14 protein-coding genes and 1 pseudogene are annotated in these 22,978 nt (G+C 49.3%); 12 read left to right on the top strand and 3 right to left on the bottom strand.

Annotated features, from left to right (window positions below):
* Positions 1-1,144: pseudogene (locus ON063_RS05235) on the bottom strand (hypothetical protein); the annotation flags it as partial.
* Between the two features lie 188 nt (positions 1,145-1,332).
* Between ON063_RS05235 and ON063_RS05230 the strand changes: the two are divergent.
* From ON063_RS05230 to ON063_RS05175, 12 genes are all read left to right on the top strand, one after another.
* Positions 1,333-3,444, top strand: coding sequence for a heparinase II/III family protein (locus ON063_RS05230; protein WP_274664463.1), 2,112 nt, complete (start codon positions 1,333-1,335; stop codon positions 3,442-3,444).
* Positions 3,445-3,685: 241 nt separating this feature from the next.
* Positions 3,686-5,752, top strand: a complete 2,067-nt coding sequence (locus ON063_RS05225; protein WP_274664462.1) for a bifunctional metallophosphatase/5'-nucleotidase — start codon at positions 3,686-3,688, stop codon at positions 5,750-5,752.
* Positions 5,753-6,307: 555 nt separating this feature from the next.
* Positions 6,308-9,391 (top strand): CgeB family protein, encoded by a 3,084-nt coding sequence (locus ON063_RS05220; protein WP_274664461.1) that lies wholly within the window; start codon positions 6,308-6,310, stop codon positions 9,389-9,391.
* Entirely contained in the window at positions 9,388-11,553 is a 2,166-nt protein-coding gene (locus ON063_RS05215) for a glycosyltransferase (RefSeq protein ID WP_274664460.1), read from the top strand. The genes ON063_RS05220 and ON063_RS05215 overlap by 4 nt, the downstream gene beginning before the upstream one ends.
* Before the next feature lie 60 nt (positions 11,554-11,613).
* Complete coding sequence (locus ON063_RS05210; RefSeq protein ID WP_274664459.1) at positions 11,614-13,575, top strand: hypothetical protein; 1,962 nt, start codon at positions 11,614-11,616, stop codon at positions 13,573-13,575.
* Between the two features lie 11 nt (positions 13,576-13,586).
* Positions 13,587-13,940, top strand: coding sequence for a hypothetical protein (locus tag ON063_RS05205; protein ID WP_214761556.1), 354 nt, complete (start codon positions 13,587-13,589; stop codon positions 13,938-13,940).
* Complete coding sequence (locus ON063_RS05200; RefSeq protein ID WP_274664458.1) at positions 13,937-15,235, top strand: glycosyltransferase; 1,299 nt, start codon at positions 13,937-13,939, stop codon at positions 15,233-15,235. The genes ON063_RS05205 and ON063_RS05200 overlap by 4 nt, the downstream gene beginning before the upstream one ends.
* Positions 15,236-15,380: 145 nt before the next feature.
* Positions 15,381-16,670: a nucleotide sugar dehydrogenase gene (locus ON063_RS05195; RefSeq protein ID WP_214784195.1), complete on the top strand. Its 1,290-nt coding sequence runs from the start codon at positions 15,381-15,383 to the stop codon at positions 16,668-16,670.
* A 17-nt stretch (positions 16,671-16,687) separates the two neighbouring features.
* The gene (locus ON063_RS05190; RefSeq protein ID WP_274664457.1) at positions 16,688-17,485 is read left to right on the top strand and encodes an ABC transporter permease; all 798 of its coding nucleotides are present in this window, start codon (positions 16,688-16,690) and stop codon (positions 17,483-17,485) included.
* 13 nt (positions 17,486-17,498) lie between these two features.
* Positions 17,499-18,356, top strand: coding sequence for a teichoic acids export ABC transporter ATP-binding subunit TagH (tagH, locus tag ON063_RS05185; RefSeq protein WP_214693933.1), 858 nt, complete (start codon positions 17,499-17,501; stop codon positions 18,354-18,356).
* The gene (gene wecB / locus ON063_RS05180) at positions 18,353-19,462 is read left to right on the top strand and encodes a non-hydrolyzing UDP-N-acetylglucosamine 2-epimerase (protein WP_214874749.1); all 1,110 of its coding nucleotides are present in this window, start codon (positions 18,353-18,355) and stop codon (positions 19,460-19,462) included. Before tagH ends, wecB begins: the two co-directional genes overlap by 4 nt.
* Positions 19,463-19,520: 58 nt before the next feature.
* A complete protein-coding gene (locus ON063_RS05175; protein ID WP_274664456.1) occupies positions 19,521-20,951 on the top strand; it encodes an MBOAT family O-acyltransferase in 1,431 nt (476 codons plus the stop codon).
* 197 nt (positions 20,952-21,148) lie between these two features.
* On the opposite strand, the gene ON063_RS05170 is transcribed toward ON063_RS05175, so the two are convergent.
* The gene (locus ON063_RS05170; RefSeq protein WP_274664455.1) at positions 21,149-22,420 is read right to left on the bottom strand and encodes an alginate O-acetyltransferase AlgX-related protein; all 1,272 of its coding nucleotides are present in this window, start codon (positions 22,418-22,420) and stop codon (positions 21,149-21,151) included.
* 132 nt (positions 22,421-22,552) lie between these two features.
* Complete coding sequence (locus ON063_RS05165) at positions 22,553-22,846, bottom strand: hypothetical protein (protein ID WP_074036371.1); 294 nt, start codon at positions 22,844-22,846, stop codon at positions 22,553-22,555.
* Between the last annotated feature and the right edge of the window lie 132 nt (positions 22,847-22,978).

The following is a 22,978-nucleotide window of genomic DNA, read 5'->3' as shown; positions in this document are numbered from 1 at the left end:
CATTTGTTTCGAGAGCCAGACGGTAGGAGGGGAGGTATGTTTTATTCACATCCTGTAAATCGATTTGTTCAAACCAAGCTAACAAATCTGAGTCAGAGACTTTGCTTTTCATAAGTAACTCTGTCCATTCACTAATCTTTCGTTCATCTTCGTTCATCCATCGACCCTGCACTACTGCTGCGTTCGGTCTCTTTCCGCGAATCAATCCGAATTGTCCGTCTAGTACCTGAGAAGTTGAAACACCTTTAACGTTACGAATGAGTGTCGTTTTTCCAATGGTCACTTGTGCGTCAGAGTGCGAACTCTCAAGATGTGTGATTGTGCCAGATAGGTCAATACCGGACGTATAGCTGTGGGTAGATGGATAAAGATCACCTTTTCGTAAAACGAGACGGTTAATAGTGGCTTTGCCGGCCACATTGACTTCTCCTGTAAGGTCCACTTGTTGGAACGGACCGCCATAAAGCTCAATGTGCGTTGTTTTCTCATACAATTCTTTAGCGGCTGTTCTCGAGGTTGCAATTTGTCTGACGGGAGCAGTCGCAAAGATTTTGTAAGTTGGACTGAAAGAACTGTACGCAGGAATTACGAAGGTTTCGATTTTTTGAGCAGCTTGCGGATCGATATGGATTGAAACGACTTTTCCGTTTTGATTTGGACGGAACGTGTCAAATTGAAGTTCCTTGTATCCAATCAATTTGTTTTTGTTAAGAATGGGTATTCCAAAAATCGTATTGAGTACATGTGCATTTTTTTTGAAGAATGGTAGTAAAGGAGCATCAATCTGATAACTCTTTCCGTAGATACTAATGATTGTTCCTCCTTTGTACGAAGCGTACTGTGTGTACTGATAAATTGGTGGAGGAAGTGTTTCATTGTTAGAAGAAGATTTTTTTCGAATATCACGTTTTGCGACAAAGCCCTTATATTTACCGTATTGGATGTTTGACCAACTCCCTTTATTAGAAAGGTGAGTGACTGTCTTTCCTTTTGGAATCGTGATGATTGTTTTTGCTTTTGTAGAAGCAGACTGCTTTAAAGAAACTAATTTTATCGTCTCGTAAGATGTTTCGGCAGAGGCGATTGATGGAAACGTTGCGACAATCAGCATGATAGCGATAATGGGATGAAAAATTCGTTTCATTCGTCTTTCTCCTTCATAATTGGATTTGATTTAACTATAACAAATAGATGAACCTCATTAAGTATTTAAATAGAAAAAAATGTCAATATTATTTTTGTTAATATCTAATAAAAAACAATTAACTTCTTATTCAAAAATTTTACTGTTAGTCATGGTATGATGGAAAAAAAAGATAAATGAGGTATTGGATGAATACATATGTAAAAGGTGCGCTCTTATCCACGGCGCTACTTCTCACGACAACTTCTGCTGGGGCAGAAGAGGTGGCACGTCCGTTCTTTACAGAAGTATCAAAAGAAACAACCGTGTATCGATTGTTGCCGGATAAGACGATGAAGCCGGTCGGGAAACTGCTTCCGAATGAACAATATGCGGTCGTCGGTGTGTCTGGTGGCTATTATCAAGTCGAGGTGAACGGGCGACGCACGTACGTCAAAAAGCAAGAGATCCCGTTAAAGGCTCAACTTCTGACAAAAGCTGTCGTCTCTGACGGACAATACGAACGATTGCTTCATAACTATACGGCGCGTGTCGAAAGACGTGAGGTCCCGTATTACTATGGATTTCTGACAAAAGCGCAAGCCGTCAGTCAAGCAGACTCGGCCATGAACGGGGTGTGGCGCGTCGGGGCAACCCCGGGCAAACAAATCGTGGAAGACGTTCACACGTTCGACTGGGAGCGTGACATCACCGTCGGCGATTCGACGTCGTTCATGTTCCAAATGCAGTACTGGATGGTATTGAACCAACTGACGATGGCGTATCACTACACGAAAGACACGAGCTATTTAGCTTACGGAAAGGCATTCGTCGATAGTTGGGTCAAGCAATATCCGACCGACTCGTATCGTCGTTACCCGAACGCGTATCACCAACAAGGGACGGCGATTCGAACATTTCATCTCATCAACTTTTGGAATCAATACAAGAAGTCTCCTTTAAATAATGACGCAGCGTTCAGCGCCCGCGTGCTCCGAACGATCGAAGGGCACGGCGAAATCCTGGCGGACGCGAAGTTTTATCGGGAGCGACACAATCACGGGATCTTCCAAGATATGGCGTTGACCGATATCGCCCAGACGTTCCCTGAGCTTGAACAATCAAGTGTTTGGAATGAGCTTGCGACTACGCGGTTGACGACACAGTTGGACCACTCCTTAAGTCCTGACAACGTCCATCTGGAGCATTCGCCGGGTTATCAGGTGTATACGTATGAGATGCTGTATCGCTTCAACCGATGGATCGAAGCGAACGGCTTCGTGACATCCCCTCGCTTAGAGGCCGTCAAACGAATGCCAGAGACGCTCGTCCATTTGATGAAACCGAACCGGACGCTTCCACTCTTCGGAGACACGACGGGGGAACCGCGGACGACGTCGATGATTTCGACATTGCGTGACTATCCTGAACTGCTCTATGCGGTGACGGGAGGAGCGGAAGGGGAGCGACCGACGGAACGCGTGAAGCAACTCGATACGCAATACGCGGTGTTGCGCGAACATTGGGGAGAGAATGAGCCCTTCGCCGATGCGGTCTCGCTCATGATGACGGCAGGGTTCCATAATACGGCCCATAAACATCAAGATGATCTCAGCATCGACCTGTACGGATTTGGACGCGATTTCATCGTCGAGACCGGACGATATGGGTATACGAACCGACCGGAGCGAGATACTGCCGTCCGTGTCGAAGCGCACAACACGGTGAACATGGGATCTCGTCAGCTCACGCTCCATTCGAGTACGATCGGGAAAAGCGGGATCACTTCGGTCGAGGAAGTCGATGGATTACAACGTGCGAGTGGATTCAGTGACTTGATGGGGCAAGGGATTCATCATACGCGAAGCATCGCACACGATTTAGACGGCACCGTGCTCGTCGCGGATACGATTCAAAGTGACGCCCGCGTCCCGTTCACGCAACGGTTCCATCTCGGAGTCGGTCTTGAACCGGTCGAAGAGCGTGAAGGCGAGATGCTTTTCCGTGATGCGGAAGGGCGAACACTCCAGATGATTCAATTACCAATCGCTTCGACGGGGACGGTGCGAATCGAACCGAGTTTTGTCGCCTATCGTGATTTCGAATGGAAGCCACGTCACCAAGTCGTTTCGACAAAAACTGGGAAAGGCACCTCGTTCGTCACCTTGTTCCATCTTTCGAAGACAGGGACACGCGTCACGTTCTCGAACGTGATGGAGACAGAGACGGCTTACGTCGTGAACTACTCCTTGTCGAACGGTCAATCTCGTACCGTCGAAATGCCGAAAGGTGTGAGTGAGGAAATAAGTGAGACGCTATAAGGAAATGAGGAGGAGATGCCAATTGGTATCTTCTTTTTCAATTCTGACAAGAAATAACGAAATATTTACAGAAAAGTAATTGTGTTATTTTGTGAGATTGCGTATCTTTAAAGATGAAGTCTATACAGGTTTTGTAATCGCTTCCATTGGCTTGATGTCAGACATCTGTCAGAGGAGGTGAAAATCGAGGGTGTGACTTCGGTACGGTCGACTCATACATATTCAAAGGAGGAATATCTGCATGTTGAACTCAAAAACACGCAAGTTCTATCAAGGAATGCTCGCAGCAACGCTCACGGCATCGGTGATCGCCCCGGCGGTCGTGACAGAAGCGGCTCCTGCCAAAAAGACAATCAAGTTGAAAGCGGCTTTCGTCACAGACGGGGATCTTGACGCAGCGCTCGACAAAACGTATCAAGGGAACAAAATCTATTGGTACAAATCGACAGTCGACATGGACAAACTCGGTACATATCAAGTTGCTAAAGGATACATTAAATGGAAGAACCAGTACTTCGAGAAAAAAGTACGCGTCGTTAACTATCCGAAAGCCATCATTCCTCCAAAAGGGGACTGGACGTTCAAACATGGCGAGCAATTGACTGGCCAGTTGAACACGCTTCAAATCCAATTCGTCGACCGTGTCCTCCGTCAACCGGTGAAATGGACAAACCTTTCGACAGACAAGATTGGTGAATTCGTCGCGACGGCTTCTTACACGCATAAAGGCCGCACCGTGACACTCGACGTTCCTTATAAAGTAGAAGGATACGACCTCTCAATTATGCATACGAACGATACGCATGCGGCGCTCAAGTACGCTCCGAACCGTGCGACAGCTGTCAAACAAGTTCGTGCTGAAAAACCAGATAGCTTGTTGATCGATGCGGGAGACGTCTTCTCTGGTTCACTTTACTTCAACGAGTTCAAAGGACAAGCTGACCTCAAGTTGATGAACTACATGAAGTACGACTTGATGGTACCTGGTAACCACGAGTTCGACCTCGGAACAGAAGAAGGTCATAAAGAATTGTCACAATTCGTTCGTTATGCGAACTTCCCGTTCGTCAGCTCGAACGTCGATTATTCTGGCGATCAGTACATGAAGAACTTGTACCGTGATGAAACGACTGAGAAGGCTTACAACGGTCGTCTCTATGAGGGCGTCATCAAAGTGGTTGACGGGAAAAAAGTCGGATTCTTCGGTTTGACGACAGAAGAAACGGCTGACATCGCTAGCCCAGGTCCAATCAAGTTCCAAAACTATATCGATGAGGCGAAGAAAGCGGTCAAGGCGTTTGAAGACATGGGCGTCCATCAAATTGTCGCAGTCTCGCACCTTGGTTACAACGACAACCCGACAGTCGACAACGACTTGCTTCTCGCTGAAAACGTTGACGGTATCGATGTCATCATCGGTGGCCACACGCATTCACGCTTGAGCACACCTGTCGTCATCTCAGAAAATAAAACAGAGCCGACGCTCATCGTCCAAGCCTTCCAGTACAGTGAGTTCCTCGGTACGCTTGACGTCGAGTTCGACAAAGACGGAAAAATCGTTTCGCATGCTGGTAAGTTGATCGACGTGAAAGTACTCGAGCCAGACGCTCGCGCGGTTTCACTTCTCGCACCATTTAAAGAAGATGTCGACAAGATCAGCAACGACCCGATTGGTGTCACGTTGACAGCTGCACTTGAAAACCCACGTGACGAAGGTGACATTTCAGCACCAAGTGTACGTAAACAAGAGACAGCTCTCGGTAACTTGATCGCAGACGGCATGCTCGCGAAAGCGAAAGACTACGATGCAGACATCATCGCGGCAGTTCAAAACTCAGGCGGTATTCGTTCGAGCATCGATGCAGGTCCTGTCACGACAGGTGAAGTCATCACAGTCCTTCCGTTCGGTAACACGCTTGCTGTCATGAACCTCAAAGGTTCTGAGTTGCTCGCGGCACTCGAGCGCAGCGTGAGCGTTTACCCACGTGAGAGCGGCGGCTTCCTCCAAGTATCAGGATTGAAAGTCGAGTTCGACAGCTCGAAGCCAGCGAACGAGCGTATCGTGAAAGTGACATACAACAACGGAACGACGGATGTTGCCATCGATCCGAGCGGTATGTACAAAGTTGCGACGAACTACTACACAGCGACGGGCGGCGACAACTATGTCGAGTTCGAAGCAGCATTCAAAGATGCACGTGTAACGGACCTCGGTCTTAGCGACTGGGAAAACCTCCGCGACCACATGCTCGACCTTGGTGAGATCACACCAACGGTTGAAGGTCGTATCGTCGACGTAGCAAAATAAGATTTTTTAGGCGGGGCATCCTTATCGGGTGCCCTGTTTTTTTGAGTGAAAAGCTATTTTTACTCATTCTTTCCACAATCAGTTCCGAAGAAGTGTCACGTATGGTTGCTAGGTATCTGCGGATAAGTATTTACCGAAAAGCTCACAATACTATTTTTCAGTGAAAATGGAGGGCGATTTTATATTTCATTTTGGTGTATGACGATGATCGACTGAAAATGACCGACGGCACGCCGACTCCTTGGGGAGAGCGGGCAAGGCGAGACCCAGCAGCTGAAAGCGATGCGGCTCGCTGACCGCCCCAGGAAAGCGGTGTGCCGAAGGGAATTTCAAAAGAAACTTCTTTTGTTTGTAAAGTAGGTTAGTTCCAGTGAATTCATCATAATCGAAGCATTCTGAACATATGTCCTCTTTGTATTCGATTTGTCATTCAGTTGATTTTGCCTTTTGAATTGAGCGTTTGCTATAATCAATGGGTGTCGAAACGTGATGTTTCAAATAACAGGGCATCGGCTAAAGAGAAAACGATGCCATAATGAATTTGGAGGAACCCCCATGAGTTGGAAACGAAAAGTGAAACGCGGTGTCTACCTAGGCATGCAGCGCGGCAAACGCATCGGTCGTCGGTTGATGAAAGGGACACAGACGCAAGTCCAGACGAGACAGTTCGTCGAGGTCGTCCCATCTTGGTACGCACGTACATCTGCAAACTACGAACTCGATGGTGCAGCGCTCGTTTCAACGATGGCTGAGAAGCAATTTTTGACGTATGGCGAACGTGCCTCGTCGTTCCGCGGCGTCCCTGGCCCGGATTCGTTCCAGCTCAATCCGTCGATTCGTGAATTTGACGCGAGCTTGAACGTTGAAAAGAGTGGTGACATCGAAGTCACGCTACTCGTGATGTTGTATAACGACGAAGAACGGACACGTGTCGTCCGTGTGAGTGACGGTGTCCGCACGACGGTCGCCCTTCGTGAAAATGAGACGAAGACACGCTTCGTCATCCAAACGCAAGGCAAGGGGCGCGCCCTCATCCAATCACTCCTCGTCGATGGCCAACCGCTATGGAACGTGGAAGGGATGGGTAGTGCCGTTGCCGATGCCGACTTTGACGCGATGATCGAGCTGGATGCCTCAACGCTTGAATTAATCTCTCCTGTTGGACGCCTCGTCGACTTTTCAGACGAGGCCATCATCGTGACAGGGCAAGGTAGTCAGTACGAGCACTACGGCGTGCAAGAAGCGGCTCTTCCACACGTGGATACGAAGCGCGGTATCGACTTCTCGCTTGCCGACATGGACGACTATGTATATCGCTTCTATTTAAAAGGAGATGCATCTCAAACGGCGAAAGCGACATTGTTTGTGGCGACGTATGCACACGGTGAGCGCGATCAACTGATTGAAGTGCCACTCGGCTTCAGTAACGTCTTGAGCCTGACACCTAGCCACGAGTCGGTCCGCTACTTCATCCGCTTCTACGGTGATGGTGCGATTTCAGACCTCAAGCTTGGTGTCATCCGTGAGAACAGCGTCCGTCGTACGGAGCAGTTTGATTTAGATCCGACATATTGGACGATTCCGACACCGGAGTCGATTAAATTGAAACAAGATCCGAATGGTCTTCGTCTCGTATTGGACATCGAGCCGGATGTGCGCCGTTATGTGTCTTACATGGAGACGAATAACCGCTTCACGGTTCTCCCGAAAGAGAACCCGTATACTGTCCGACCGAACCATCGCTATCGTGTCACAGTCGATGGTGAGCTCGGTGCGAACACAGGCGTCGTCCTTTATATCATTTCGTATTCGCTGACGGAACGATTGTCGATGCAACAAGTCCAGCTCGGTAGCGAGAAGATTTTCGAGTTCGGAAAAGATGTCCGCTACCTCCGTTTCGCCCTTCGTGTGGATGGACAAGGTGAGACACTCGTCACAGGCATCCGCGTCAGTGAAGAGATTATCACCGACCGCACGCAAGTGCCGGAATGGGTGGACCCGCGTGAGGCACGTCTGTTTGAGACGACACCACGTGAGTTGCATGAGATGAAAGTCGCGGCCATCTTCGATGAGTTCACGACGGCATCGTATCGTCCGGAGTGTGAGTTGATCACCTTCTCACCAGACGATTGGCCAGCCGTCTTGGCTGACCGCCAGCCTGACTTCCTCATGGTCGAATCCGCATGGAAAGGGAACGACAAGACGTGGGAGAAGAAGATCGTCAAGTATGGGACGAACACGTGGGAAGACCTCGATGCACTCCTTGATTGGTGCCGTCTGAACAACGTCCCGACCGTCTTTTGGAACAAAGAGGACCCGATTCACTACGATCGCTTCATCGAGACGGCAAAACGCTTTGACTTCGTCTATACGACGGATGCGAACATCCTCGAGAACTATAAGCGTGACTGTGGGCATGACCGTGTCGGCGCATTGCCGTTTGCGGCACAGCCGAAAGAGCATAACCCGATTCGCCTTCCGGGAACGCGTGAACCGTACGCTTGTTTCGCGGGCTCTTATTACGCCAACCGTCACGAGTCGCGTCGGATTGACATGGACCGCTTGTTCGCAGCTGCTGACAAGTATGGTCTCGTCATTTATGACCGCAACTACGAGATGAACCAGCGTGGCGAGACGGACCAACTTCAGTTCCCTGAACAGTTCCGTCAATCAATACGTGGTAGCTTGAAATATAATCAAATCGCAAAAGCGTATAAAGGCTTTAAAGTCATGCTGAATGTCAACTCGGTCAACGATTCACCGACGATGTTCTCGCGCCGTGTCTTTGAAGGACTCGCTTGTGCGACACCGGTCGTCAGTACGCGTTCGGTCGGTGTTAAACAGATGCTCGGCGACTATGTCTTCCTCGATGAGGGCGATGAGATGCTCGAAGAAACGTTCCGTAAACTGCTCACCGACGATGCGTTCTATGAGGACGTGGCGATGGGTGGCATGCGTCACGTGCTCAAGAACCACACGTACACGCAACGTCTCGCACAAGTCGTCAGCACGATCGGACTCCCGTATCGTGTCGACCATCCGAAAGTCGCGCTCGTCGCATTCGTCCGCTCGACAGAAGAGATGAACCGTGTCGTCGACACGTTCCGTGCACAGGACTACGAGCACAAACATCTCGTCGTCTTCCTCGACAAGTTCGAAGGACATTTAGATGTATACGAGGCATACAACACCGAGGATATCTCGACATTCATGCTCAGCTACTTGCCGCAGTACAACGCCTTGTCTGAAATCATGGACGGCTTTGATTGGATGGCCTACATTCAGACGGCAGATTACTATGGTCCTTCTTACATCTCCGACTACATGTTGGCGACGCGCTATGCGGAAGCGAACATTTTGACGAAAGAGGACTACTTCACTTGGAACGATTCACTCGAGAAGGTCGATTCGGATGGCACATATCGCTATGTGTTCGACGCGACGCCTTCACGTTCGATCATGAAGCCGGACGTTCTCCGCTTCTATAGCGTCCGGGAAGCGCTTGACGTCCTCGCAACAGACTCGACGTTAAAAGAGTTGGCTCAATCCGGTGAACGAATCTTTAGTACAGACCCGTATCAATATGTAAAAGCAGGGAGCGAGATGCCAACAGCAGTCGCTCAGGAGGTACAATTATGACGACACCACTTCGCGTCCTCGTTTATGGGGATGTCAACTTAAACTTGATTGACGGGTCGGCCATCTGGCTGACTTCCGTCGTCTCGATGTTGAAGCAGGACCCATCGATTCACGTCGATGTCCTTCTCAAACGCTCGATCACCAAGCCAGAAGTCACGGCGGGCATCAGAGAGTTGCCGAACGTTCGCTTCATCGATTTGTTCGGAGCAAACTCATCGAAGAAAGGGACGCCTTACCACGAACGTGGCGTCCTTCAAGCGGATGAGGCAGCACAAGTCATCGACGAGTTGATGACAAAAGACGGCTATGACTTGGCGTTCGTCCGTGGATTCCAGTTGGCGTACGATCTGTCTCAATATGAACAGACGATGGCGAAGACGTGGACATATATCACGGATTTTACGCACGACCATACACAAGCGTCGGAAGAAGAACTCGCACGCCTTCGTCAGATTGCGTCGCGTTCGGCCCGGATGCTTTGCCAAACCGAGGCGATGAAGACGTACTTCGAGTCGTTCTTGCCGACGGACCGCCCGTTCTTGATTTTGAATCCGATGATTCCGAACGGGAAAGGGACGCAGCCGACGTTCACAAAACCGAACGACCGCCTCGTCTATACAGGAAAGTTCGCGCCGCTTTGGTACACGACCGAGATTTTAGATGCGTTCGCGAAGTTACGCGAGACGTATCCGGCCGAGCTCCATATTGCGGGAGACAAGTTCAACCAAGACCCGAACAACCCGAACTTCAAACAAGAGACGTTAGCGCGTCTGAAATCGGAAGAGGGGATTCATTGGTTGAAAGGCATTCCGCGTGCGGACGTCGAGACGCTCATCGACCGTAGTGCGATCGGTGTATCGTGGCGTCATCCAGAGCTTGACGCAAGTCTCGAGCTTTCGACGAAATTGCTCGAATATGGTTCGCTCGGTAAACCGGTCCTCTTGAACCGCAACCCGATGCACGAACTCATTCTCGGGGAAGACTATCCGCTCTTCGTCAACTCGGAAGACGCATTCATCGAGAAGGCGCGTCTCGCGCTCACGGACGAAGAGGTGTACGCTGACGCGGCAAAGCGTCTCTATGAGATGTCGCAGTATTATACGTTCAGTAACACGTATGCACGTCTTCGTGACGAGCTTTGGTCGATGAAGAAGATCAATCTTCTCTTCGCCGGTCATGACTTCAAGTTCTTGCGCCTGTTCATGGACTACTTCCAGAACAACCCGCGCTTCAACGTCTTGATCGACCAATGGGAAGGACATAAGATTCATGACGTGAATCACAGTAAGGCATGTCTCGAGCAAGCAGACATCATCTTCTGTGAATGGGGTCTCGGGAACGCCGTCTGGTACTCGCATCATAAGAAGCCGCATCAGACGATGATCGTTCGCATCCACCGACAAGAGAAAGAAACACCGTTCCCACGTGAATACAACCTTCATAACATCGACCGCATCATCTTGGTGTCGCCATATATGCTTGAAGAGATGTATCGTCTCTTCCGCATCCCGCGTCACAAGATGACGATGATTTATAACGCCGTCGACGGGAAGCGTCTCGTCCAACCGAAAGAAACGGAAGACTTGACGTTCCACTTAGGGATGATCGGGGTCAATCCGAAATTGAAGCGTCTCGACCTCGCGCTCGATATGCTCGAAACGTTGTTACAAGATGACCCACGATACAAACTCTTTATCAAAGGCCATCATCCAAACGACATCTACTGGATCAACAAGCGAGAAGACGAGCGTGCCTACTACGACCGCTTGCTCGAGCGATTGGAGCAACCAATCTTCAAAGAGAGCGTTCGCTTCGATGGACACGGGGATGACGTTCCGGAATGGTTGACGAAAATCGGCTTCGTGCTGTCGACGAGTGACTTGGAAAGTTTCCACTTGGCGCCGGCTGAAGCGATGACGTCTGGTACGTATCCGATCATCCGTCATTGGACGGGGAGTGAGACGATTTACCCGGACGATGTGTTGATGGAAAACGTGTTAGAAGGCGTCGACATCATCCGTTCGTTCAAAGGGGATTCAGCGCGTCTCTTGGAAGCGACAGAGGCCTATAAAGCGTATGCGCATCACCATTTCGCGATTGAAACGCTCGCTCCGAAATTAGAGGAGCTCTTACTAGCAGAACTGAATGCCGTCCATTCATAATCAGCAAGCCCGCCATCGCGGGTTTGCTTCTTTTGAAAACAAAGAGAAGGGGAGCATCCCATGAGTTATTTTTTGTATGAAGCCACCACCCGACACGTCGAGTTGACAGAGCGTGACGGGGTGACCCATGTGTTGTCGAAAGAACCGCTCGATGCACGCATCGGCTGGTTTGACGCAACACGTGACGAGCCACACGGTCACTATATCTCCCTTCAATTCGAAGAGACGTTTACCGTATCGGTCCCATTCAATAACGTCATCCCGGTCTACTACACGACGGACCCGATTGTCGTCGGTACATCGCTCCGTCAAGTGGCAGAGCGGGCCGGTAAAACGGAAGTGTCGTCTGAAGCTGTCTCGCAAATGCGATTTGTAGGTCATGTGTTTGGACGTAACTCACGTATCGAAGGCGTGAAGCGACTCGCTGCAGGCGAGCGTCTCACTGTCAAAGATGGGGACGTGACCATCGAGAAATGGGACGATCTGCCGATGGGGACGAACACATTACGGGAAGATTTTGATGCGACGTGGATCAAGGCGTTACGTCACTCGATTCCACCTTATCAAACGGTAAATCTTCCGTTTGCGGGTTCGGCGTTTGACCTCGTCTTCACCAAGCTTGCACTCGAGGCAGGGAAGACAGTACGCCTTCACGTTCCTTCATTAGATGGGAACGAGGCAGAACTGGCACGTCAGTTATTTGAAGGAGCCGAACTTGTCGAGGCAGAGCCGCCTGTCACAGATCTCCACTTGTCATTATCGAAACGAGTGGCCCAGTCGTTCGATGCGACAGAAGGAAACTTGAGCGCATATGAATCGATTCCGACTGGACGGGCACGTGATACGGACTACGTTGAAATCGGGAAACACGGTTCGGACTGGCTCTACGGCAAGCATATTTTCTTAAAAGAGACGATGGATGAGCATGAGGCGAAACAACAGCTCTCGAGACGGGCGATTCGTCCGTTCGAAGGGTTTGGTGAAGCAGAGCGCGAACAAGTCGAGGCGATGTTAGAACGGTTGTTTGATACGTACGAAGACCGTGATTGGAGCGGACGTCTCGAGGCGGCGTGGTTCGAGTTGAAAGTGGAGCACTTCCATGCGTATGCACGACAAGGCTTCATGGATGAGATGTTGCTCGTTCAACCACTGTTCGACCGTGACGTGTTGCGCCATATTCTCGAAGCGCCCTATGAATTGAAACGACAAGGTCACCTCATGAAGGTTGCCTTCGATGAGGTGTTCGGTCCGACGCCTCCCCACCTGGTCAAAGAGAGTTTCGCATGGAGCGATTCGCCGCTTTTACCGACCGTGACGCCGGCGCCGCTGAACTGGCGATTGATGCTCGATGCGGTCGTGCCGAGCCAAGTCGAACGGATGCACGAACTTCTCCAAGTGGAAGACTCCGTTCACCAAGCGATGCCGAAGGGCGACAAGCCGAACCATCAGGTCGTCTCCATCTGGAATGACTGGACGGCTCAAAACTGGTCGCATTTGTTAGAGGAGACGGCGATTGAGGCGGAACAGGTCGAACTGGAGATTCCAGAAGCGCACCAACCGCGATCGGTGACGATCAAACCGTTCATCTATCACTATTTCGTCCCGTTCAACACAGAGTTGTTCAGTCTGAGGGAGAATCAATTCAAGGCAGAGGTCGACGTCGAGCCGTTACATGGAGAGAATGGATATATCCAGCTCTTCAACCAGAGCTTCAGTTCACCTCCATCGAGTGAGTTCTTAAAGGATGCGACGCTCGGGAACGCACCGTTCATCCACGTGTCAGGGACGATTGAATTGTTGTCAGATGAAGACACGCCGATCGAACTCTACATCATGCAATATGATGCGAAGAAAAACTTGAAGAAGGCAGCCTTTGGTCAAACGCTTCGGACGGGCATGAACACGTTGCAACAACGTGTCCCGAAAGAGTTAGACGCCAAATATGTGAAGCTCGCCATTAAATTCCAAAATGATCAACATGCGGTCCGTCTCCGAATGGGTGCATGGGACATAGAAAGCTGAGGACATCGAGTATGGAACGTCAACAAGTTGAATATGTAGAACGTGAGAATGCTTTTTTACGTGAGCAGTTGCAAATGATGACAGACCAGATGGAAACGTTGAAACAAGAAGTGCTCGAAGAGGGCGCGAAACAGATTCGTGGAAAAGAAAACACGGTCCAAAAGATGAAAGAACTCGAAAAAGAATTGCGTCAAGCCCAAGCGAACGCCGAAAAGTGGCGGAAGACGGCAGCTTCTGAGCAGAATAAAGTGAAGACGATGACGGAAGAAGTGGAGCGGATGAAGCATGTGATTGATCGTGCGAAAGCCATCCCGCTCGCCGGTAAGCTCATCACAAAGATTGAGCGTGAAGGGAATCCATCATGAAAACGTATGAGGAACAGCTAAACGACATCCAATTGGAGAAAAAGGCATGGGTCCAGACCGTCAATCGTCACTTTGAGACGATGCCGACCCCGAATTGGCTCGACGGTTCTTCCATCAAACGTGGCGTCAGTGTCATCGTCGCTTCACATGATTCGGAAGAATTGTTGCGTGCTTGCCTTGCGTCACTAGAAGCTCAAACGATCCATGCCTCATTGATTGAATGGGTGCTCGTCTTCAACGGTCCGAACCGTGAGGCATTGCGAACCGTCAGTGAGTCGTTCGGTCGAGATGTCGACGTCGTCCGTCTCGAAGTTGAAGAGGCGAATGTCAGCATCGCCCGAAATCAAGGCATTGACGCGTCGACACGGCAGTATGTGACGTTTTTAGACGAGGACGATACGTTCAGCCCGACTTACGTCGAGCGACTATTCGAACAAGCATTACCGAATCGAATCGTGATTGCCGATATTCAAGACCGCAGTCCATCGGGCGAAGCACTTCCTTCACCCCTCCATCGGGAGTTCGAACGCCTGACAGGACAAGAGACGACGTACGAGCAAATGTCACAACTCTTGACGCTCAACGCGTGTAAACTTGTCCCGGCCGTCTATGCGAAACAAGTGCGTTACGAACCGACCTTAAGGAGCGGGGAAGATGTCGTTTATTTCTCAACGCTGTTCTCCACGTATACGCCTGAAGTGAAGATATTGCCTTCCGAGACGGATGCGATCTATTATCGCCAAGTGCGAGAACGTTCTGTCTCTCGCCAAGCGGTCAGCCAAGATTTTTCGGTCGACCAACGTCTTTCCGTCATCAAGCGGCTCGATGCCATTCCGACGATGGAAGCCTCGATTCGACGCTTCATCGAGCGAAAAATCGACGCTCAGACCTCGATGATGAGTTTATTTTATGAGACGGTTCCTGAACAACGCGCGTATATCCGTGCGTCGGTACGGGAAGCAGCGCTTCGTTATTTTTCATTTAGTATATTGAATCAACATGCAGCGGAACGGGGGATCGTCATCGGCGAACACCTCGAGCGGGCCGGCACACTCATTGCCGAATTCCCCGAAGACGTCGTCATCCGTGTCTATTTGATGGCGCCGTATACGCGTCAGGAACTGCGGAGCCATGTGACGGATGAACAATTTGAGCGACTGACGTTTGCGAATATGTCGCTACCGAATTGGTCAATATTGCCTGAAGTTTGTTATAGTAGTGGGGATGTGCGTGCCGTCGCATTATGCACAGAACATCATTTAGGTGTAAAATCTTACTCGGTCCCATCCCGTTAATACAGTATTGTCATGAAAATGTAATTGCTTCTCAATTCGTATCGGGAGTATAATGGGTTTGATTTTTGGTGAAATCCTAAACAATATGAAATGTTTTGCAACATTCGGTGACACGTGTCACTAATCTATGGAGGTTATTTCAATTATGAAAGTTTGTACAATCGGATTAGGATATATCGGACTCCCTACATCAGCCGTTTTCGCCCAGTATGGCGTAGACGTACTCGGTGTAGACATTCATCAGTCCGTCGTGGATAAATTGAACCGTGGCGAGATTCACATCGAAGAGCCAGGTCTTGGTGAAGTCGTGAAAGAAGTTGTCGCAAACGGTAAATTCCGTGCGTCACTCGAGCCAGAAAAAGCGGACGCGTTCATCATCGCGGTACCGACACCAAACAACGACGACGAGCACAAATCATGTGACCTTACGTACGTTCTTGAAGCAACGAAACGCGTGCTTCCACACGTTGAAAAAGGAAACGTCATCATCGTGGAATCAACAATCGAGCCACGTACGATGGACGACCATGTGAAGCCGCTCGTCGAAGCTGCTGGATTCACAGTCGGCGAAGACATCTTCCTCGTACACTGCCCAGAGCGCGTCCTCCCAGGACAAATCTTGCATGAGCTCGTTCACAACAACCGTATCGTCGGTGGGATCACGGAAGCATGTGCAGAAGCTGGTGCGAAAGTGTACGGCACGTTCGTCAAAGGTGAAATCATCAAGACGGATGCGAAAACAGCTGAGATGTCTAAACTCATGGAAAACACATTCCGTGACGTGAACATCGCCCTCGCGAACGAACTCGCGAAAGTATGTAACGCCCTCGACATCAACGTGCTTGACGTCATCGAGATGGCAAACAAACACCCACGCGTCAACTTGCATAGCCCAGGACCGGGTGTAGGTGGTCACTGTCTCGCGGTCGACCCATACTTCATCGTCGCGAAGCAACCAGAACTCGCGAAGATCATCAAGTTGTCACGTGACACGAACGTATCGATGCCGGCTTACGTCGTCGAGAACGTCAAGAAACTCGTCGCAGGACAAGACAACGCGAAAATCGCGGCGTTCGGCGTGACGTACAAAGGAAACGTTGACGACATGCGTGAAAGCCCAGCGGTCGACATCATCGAATTGATGCTCGCTGACGGCATGAACGTAGCCGTCCACGACCCACACGTCGAAGTCTCTTCTTCGAAACATTTCGACCTCGTCTCGAAAGAAGAAGCGATCCAAGATGCGGACCTCGTCCTCGTCCTCGTTGACCACAACGAGTTCAAAGCACTCGACTTCGCAGAATTGAACGGCGCGATGCGTCGCCCGATGATCTTCGACACGCGTAATATCGTGAAGGCCGATGACAGCGACCTTGCCGTTGTAAACTACGGAAACCTTTACAACTACGTCAACGGGAAAGTCACGTTGGCCTAAACCGTTAGGTGCCCAATATGATCAAAGCATCGAAACAAGTTTTCATTGAACTTTGGGAGAGTCTCTATCTCATTTTGAGACTCTCTGTCTATGAAACGAAAAGTCGTTACTCGATGCAGTATTTTGGCTACTTGTGGGAAATCATCACACCAATTATTCAAATCGCCATCTATTGGCTCGTCTTCGGATTCGGTTTACGTGCGGGTCGAGACGTTGGGGATGTCCCGTTCTTACCATGGCTCGTCTCAGGGATTGTGCCATGGTTCTTCTTTGGACCGGCCATTGTCAGCGGATCTCGATCCGTTTTTTCTAAGATTGCCCTCGTCTCGAAGATGAGTTTTCCAATCAGTACGATACCGGCCTATGTCATTTTGTCGGAGCTATACCGACACGTGGCCATGGTCGTCATCGCCTTTATCTTAATGATGGCGTTTGGGATCAGTGAAGGATGGAACATCTTGTTCCTCCCGTACTTACTGTTTAGTGCGCTTGCGTTTTTATATGCGTTCGCACTGTTGACTTCCGCATTAGCCACAATCATCCGAGATTTTCAAAATTTGCTGTCACAAATTATTCGGATGATGCTGTATCTATTACCGATTTTTTGGCAACCGACTGGGAAACTGGAATTGATTTTGATGGCCAACCCGCTCTACTATCTCGTGGAAGGCTATCGCTCGATGTTCCTCGGAACGGATTGGATTATGCAAAATCTCACTTATGGTCTTTACTTCTGGGGCTTCACCCTCGTGACGTTCCTCATTGGTTCAGCGATTCACGTGCGTTTCCGTCGCTACTTTATCGACTATATTTAAGGAGCAGTGACGTATGAGCTATCAAGTCAAATTCGAAAATGTCTCGAAGCGATACACGTTGTATCGTAAGCAAAGTGATAAATTGAAAGAAGTCTTGTTCAACCGTGCGAACGGGAAACAGTTTTATGCGCTTCGTAATGTGACGTTCGAAGTTCCGCCCGGAGAGGTCGTCGGGATTTTAGGGATTAACGGTTCTGGGAAATCGACGATGTCGAACCTTCTCTCTGACGTGATTCCACCGACACACGGACGCATCGAGCTTCGAGGCAAACCGTCATTGATTGCCATCTCCTCTGGACTAAACGGCAATTTGACTGGGATGGAGAACATTGAACTGAAATGTCTCATGCTCGGGATGAACAAGCAGCAAATCAAAGACATTACCCCGGAAATTATCGAGTTTGCCGATATCGGCGATTTCATCGATCAACCGGTTAAAACGTACTCGAGCGGGATGAAGTCACGTCTTGGCTTCGCCATCTCCATCAACATCGACCCTGATATTCTCGTCATCGATGAAGCGTTGTCCGTTGGGGACCAAACGTTCACCGATCGTTGTCTCGTCAAGATGAACGAGTTCAAAGATCAAGGGAAGACGATCTTCTTTATCAGTCACTCGGTATCCCAAGTGCGTCAATTCTGTACACAAGCCATCTGGCTCGAGTACGGAGAGATTCGCGAATATGGACCCGTGGATGAGGTCGCAGACGAGTATATGAAATTCTTGAAATGGTTCCGCACGTTGGATGCGAAGCGTCAATCGGAATTCAAGCAACAGAAGATGGCGCAACGCACGACGATTGTGGACCAAGATGATGTCGGTGAGACGATTATCTTGCCGCGAAAAACGCTTAAAGGAGAATCTGTATGATTAAAGTTATGACCGTATTCGGTACACGCCCTGAGGCTATCAAAATGGCCCCGCTCGTGTTAGAGCTCAAACAACGTGAAGGGATCGAACCGATTGTCGTCGTCACAGCTCAACATCGTGAGATGCTCGATCAAGTCCTTCAACTTTTCAAAATCACACCGGACTATGATTTGGACGTGATGAAGAAAAACCAAACGCTCTTCGATGTGACGACACGTGTCCTTCACGGACTCGACGAAGTCATGAAAGAAGCGAAACCGGATATCGTTCTCGTTCACGGTGATACGACGACGACGTTCGCGGCATCACTCGCTGCATTCTATAACCAGATTGCAATCGGTCACGTAGAAGCAGGGCTTCGCACATACAACAAGTATTCACCTTACCCTGAGGAAATGAACCGTCAATTGACAGGCGTCATGGCAGACCTTCATTTCGCTCCGACGGACACGTCAGCGGAAAACTTGCTTCGTGAGAACAAGAAAGAAGCCGATATTTTCGTGACAGGGAATACGGCAATCGATGCCTTGAAAACGACAGTTCAAGAAGACTATGACAGTGAGTTACTCAACGAGATCACGGGGCAAGACAAGCGTCTCGTCCTCTTGACGGCACACCGTCGTGAAAACCTTGGAGAGCCGATGCGCAACATGTTCCGCGCGGTTCGTCGTTTGATTGAAAAGTACGATGACATCGAAGTCGTGTACCCGGTTCACATGAACCCGATCGTACGCGAACTTGCTGGTGAAATCTTAAATGACTTAGACCGCGTTCACTTGATTGAACCGCTCGATGTCTTTGATTTCCACAACTACGCATCACGTTCGCACCTCATCTTGACAGATTCAGGTGGCGTACAAGAAGAAGCACCGTCACTCGGTGTACCGGTTCTCGTTCTTCGTGACACGACAGAACGTCCGGAAGGCGTTGCAGCAGGAACGTTGAAACTCGCTGGAGTCGAGGAAGAAGTCATTTTCGGACTCGCCGATGAGTTGTTATCGGATCAAGCCGCATATGAAAGTATGGCAAAAGCGTCTAACCCTTACGGGGACGGGGAGGCGTCACGCCGAATCGTCGACGCAATCGTCGAACGTTTCACACGTTGATTGATGATAGACTGTCCCTCGGGGCAGTCTATTCTTTTTTTGAGAAAGGAGGGAATCCATGCTTTTCAGTTCAACGATTTTTTTATTTTGGTTTTTACCGATTGTTTTGATCTTATACTATGTATCTCCACGCTTTTTGAAAAACACGATTCTGCTGATTGCCAGTCTCTTGTTTTACGCTTGGGGGGAACCGATTTATACAGCCGTTATGCTGACATCGATTGCGATGAACTATTTGTTCGGAATCTATGTTGACCGCTATCGGGAAGACAAGAAGAAAGCGAAGTGGATCGTCGGGCTCATGGTCGCGGCCAACGTATTGCTGTTGTCTGTGTTCAAATACACGAGCTTCATCATCGAAAACGTGAACGCCATCACGGGACTCGAATTGACCGACCCGAAAATCCCGCTCCCGATTGGGGTGTCCTTCTTCACCTTTCAAGCGATGAGTTACGTGATCGATGTATACCGGAAGGATGGGAAAGTTCAACGGAACCCTCTCGACCTTGCTTTATACATCTCCTTGTTCCCGCAATTGATTGCCGGACCGATTGTCCGTTATCAGACGGTCGCAGATGAAATCAATGATCGTAAAGAGACGATGGATGACTTTGCGAGCGGGGTGCAACGGTTTGTCATCGGTTTGGCGAAAAAGATGCTTCTCGCGAACAATGCTGGATATGTGGCAGACCAGATCTTCTCACAAAGTACAGACAACATGTCGATGGGGCTCGCCTGGATTGGAATTATCGCCTATTCGCTCCAAATTTACTTTGATTTCTCCGGGTATTCCGATATGGCCATCGGGTTAGGTCGGATGTTTGGGTTCCACTTCCTCGAGAACTTCAACTATCCGTATATCTCGAAGTCCGTCTCTGAATTTTGGCGGCGCTGGCATATCTCACTCGGTAGTTGGTTCCGAGATTACGTATACATCCCGCTCGGCGGGAATCGAGGCAGTGCGTGGAAGCTCTATCGCAACTTAGCGGTCGTCTGGGTACTGACCGGTGTCTGGCACGGTGCGAGTTGGACGTTCATCGCATGGGGCGCCTACTATGGCGTATTCATTATGTTGGAGCGGGCGTTCCTCGGTGCTTGGCTCAAAGCGCTCCCAGCGGCGCTTGCGCATGCGTTCACGCTATTTGTTGTCATTATCGGTTGGGTCTTCTTCCGAGCCGATAACTTCCCATATGCGCTTTCGTACTTGTCGGCGATGTTCCATTTGAACGGTGGGCCGGTATGGGATCATGAAGCAATGTTCTACTTCGTTCAATACGGGGTGATTCTATCCATTGCGATGATTGCTGCGACACCGATCCCGAAATGGTTCGGCGAGAAGGTGCTCTTGCTTGAACAAAACAGTAGAAAACTATGGGTCAACTACACGGCTGGCTTCATGCGCATCGGATTCTTGGCAACCATCTTTATCTTTGCGATTTCGTATGTCGTCGCAAGTAGCTTTAACCCGTTTATTTATTTCAGATTCTAACGAAAAAAGAGAGTACAAGGTTTTGACTCGTCCGTGGCGACCTGACTCCTGCAGAATAAGAGTCCGACGGAGACCCAGCAGCGATGTTTGCGATGCGGCTCCGGGACTCTCTGCGGAAAGCAGGGTCGCCGAAAAGACGAGTCAAACAAAACTTGTATGACGTGTAAAAAGTCGTTCTCACAATGGAGAACGACTTTTTATGTGGGTTCATTCAATTTTTCATGATACAGGTTCACGAACTCGTTCAAGTTGACGTTGTGGATGAACAAGACGACGTCGATGTCGTTTTCAGTCACATAGGATTCGATAGAAGACTCGTCGAAGTGACGGACATCAATGATTGATACATGTCCGAAATGCTCAGGTAACAAGGTGAGCATCGGATTCGCATACGAGTCTTTCAAGATGAGTGTCCGTGTGTCATTGATCGGTTGTTCCTGGTCCATCGTCACGATTGGCCAGTTCCGATGGAGGAAGAGCGAATACATCTCCGTATACGTTTCTTCCGATTTGAGCGGCTTTTTGTTGATGATGCTCGTGATCGGTTTACAAGGTGTCGTCCGATTGAAGCAGACCGAACTCGGCGTAAAGCCTTCTTTCGGTACCATCCATTCGAACGTGTCACCACCTTTCACGTATTGGAGTGTCGTGCTTCGTGCGTATGAACCGTAGTAAGGCTGTTCATGCGTTTTCGTCCGAAGCTGGTTCGGTTTTAAGGTTAGACCCATTTCAGGATGATCTTTTGACATCGTGTTGACCGTCTGTGCGTAGGCCGCATAGGCCCCGTTCATGTTCCAGTGATAGTCGGTCTTGAAAAAGACGTCACTTAACTGTTGCGCTTCGTTCAATGACTTCCGATAATCCATCACGTTCAGACCGGGCACCGTCGTCAATTGATCACGGACCGTTTTGTAAATACGAGGGGCTTCATTGCCCATATAGTCCGGCATATGAGGTTCGACGCTCGCCATCGAAGCCTTGTTCGGAGCGAGTCCGAAATACACCTCGGTGCCACGCTCTTCAAGGCGGGACGTAAACGTCGTCAAGTCGTTCACGAGCGTATCCGTATCAATCGACTCTTTCATCGGAGATTCCATCGTCCCGTCATCTGACACGTAAATTCCGTTTTTGACGGTTTGCTTAAAGACATCTTTATTTAAAAAGGCGTTTAAGCTGATCCAAGCATCGCGATTGAAGATTTGATCAGTGACGAAAGACTCGGTTTGTTTCATATATGAACCTGACATGATGTGTGCAAATGTAGGAGAATCCGGACTTTGTGCAAGCTTGCGGTTTTCCATATCAGACACGTCTCGTTTCTCAGAAGAGAGCGTCAAATAGGCGCCTGCAATCAAAAAGGCGACAAAGGATAAAATCAATACGAGTTGAAGGATGATCTTCGGATGATTGCGTCTTTTTCGATTGGAGCGGGGGTCCTGTTTATGAGAATCAACTTTTAAGTTTTGCATAGAGAACTCCTTTGTTACTAGATTAATCCGAGTCTCATTCTACCATATATTTGCTTCTGTAACTGTAACAATTATGTATCAGCAAAGTGATACAAAAAACGTTTAAAGCGACATGACGTCACTCTAAACGTTTTAGTGAGCGGTAAAGCGGGCCGGTCCAATCGACGACACGAGTCGGGTTGCGGCACGTAAACAATCAAGCTGTCTTGCATACACACGACTCACATCGGCGAACGCAGAGGGAAGGTGATCCGAGTCGAGAGGACCTTGTCGCATATAAGACGATTCATCGGCTCCGAGCGGTGTCGGATGAATGACGAACTTATAGTGTGACGGATCGAGCTCAATGACTTCAATCTCTGCAAACAGTCGTGCATCACGTGTATATAAGAAGCGGGTGGATAACCATTTATCAGAATCAGTCATGGGTCACCTGTCCTCCTTTCAAAGTCTCATTACCATTATCATAAAACATTTTTTGGATATTGGGAATATTATTTCATATTAATCCCAACATATTTACTTAAATTTGTAAAAGTGCCGAATCCGTGCATTCGT

Source organism: Exiguobacterium sp. B2(2022) (assembly GCF_028823655.1).
GTDB classification, from domain to species: Bacteria; Bacillota; Bacilli; order Exiguobacteriales; family Exiguobacteriaceae; genus Exiguobacterium; species Exiguobacterium aestuarii_A.
The sequence above is the reverse complement of the archived record's forward strand: the minus strand, read 5'-3'. Positions and strand labels throughout refer to the sequence as shown.

Excerpts from the sequence above, each read along its gene's own strand:
- ON063_RS05200 (WP_274664458.1), top strand. The coding sequence starts at position 13,937 with ATGAAAACGTATGAGGAACAGCTAAACGACATCCAATTGGAGAAAAAG.
- ON063_RS05170 (WP_274664455.1), bottom strand. The coding sequence starts at position 22,420 with ATGCAAAACTTAAAAGTTGATTCTCATAAACAGGACCCCCGCTCCAAT.
- ON063_RS05220 (WP_274664461.1), top strand. The coding sequence starts at position 6,308 with ATGAGTTGGAAACGAAAAGTGAAACGCGGTGTCTACCTAGGCATGCAG.
- ON063_RS05165 (WP_074036371.1), bottom strand. The coding sequence starts at position 22,846 with ATGACTGATTCTGATAAATGGTTATCCACCCGCTTCTTATATACACGT.
- ON063_RS05190 (WP_274664457.1), top strand. The coding sequence starts at position 16,688 with ATGATCAAAGCATCGAAACAAGTTTTCATTGAACTTTGGGAGAGTCTC.
- ON063_RS05205 (WP_214761556.1), top strand. The coding sequence starts at position 13,587 with ATGGAACGTCAACAAGTTGAATATGTAGAACGTGAGAATGCTTTTTTA.
- ON063_RS05230 (WP_274664463.1), top strand. The coding sequence starts at position 1,333 with ATGAATACATATGTAAAAGGTGCGCTCTTATCCACGGCGCTACTTCTC.
- ON063_RS05225 (WP_274664462.1), top strand. The coding sequence starts at position 3,686 with ATGTTGAACTCAAAAACACGCAAGTTCTATCAAGGAATGCTCGCAGCA.
- ON063_RS05215 (WP_274664460.1), top strand. The coding sequence starts at position 9,388 with ATGACGACACCACTTCGCGTCCTCGTTTATGGGGATGTCAACTTAAAC.
- tagH (WP_214693933.1), top strand. The coding sequence starts at position 17,499 with ATGAGCTATCAAGTCAAATTCGAAAATGTCTCGAAGCGATACACGTTG.
- ON063_RS05195 (WP_214784195.1), top strand. The coding sequence starts at position 15,381 with ATGAAAGTTTGTACAATCGGATTAGGATATATCGGACTCCCTACATCA.
- wecB (WP_214874749.1), top strand. The coding sequence starts at position 18,353 with ATGATTAAAGTTATGACCGTATTCGGTACACGCCCTGAGGCTATCAAA.
- ON063_RS05210 (WP_274664459.1), top strand. The coding sequence starts at position 11,614 with ATGAGTTATTTTTTGTATGAAGCCACCACCCGACACGTCGAGTTGACA.
- ON063_RS05175 (WP_274664456.1), top strand. The coding sequence starts at position 19,521 with ATGCTTTTCAGTTCAACGATTTTTTTATTTTGGTTTTTACCGATTGTT.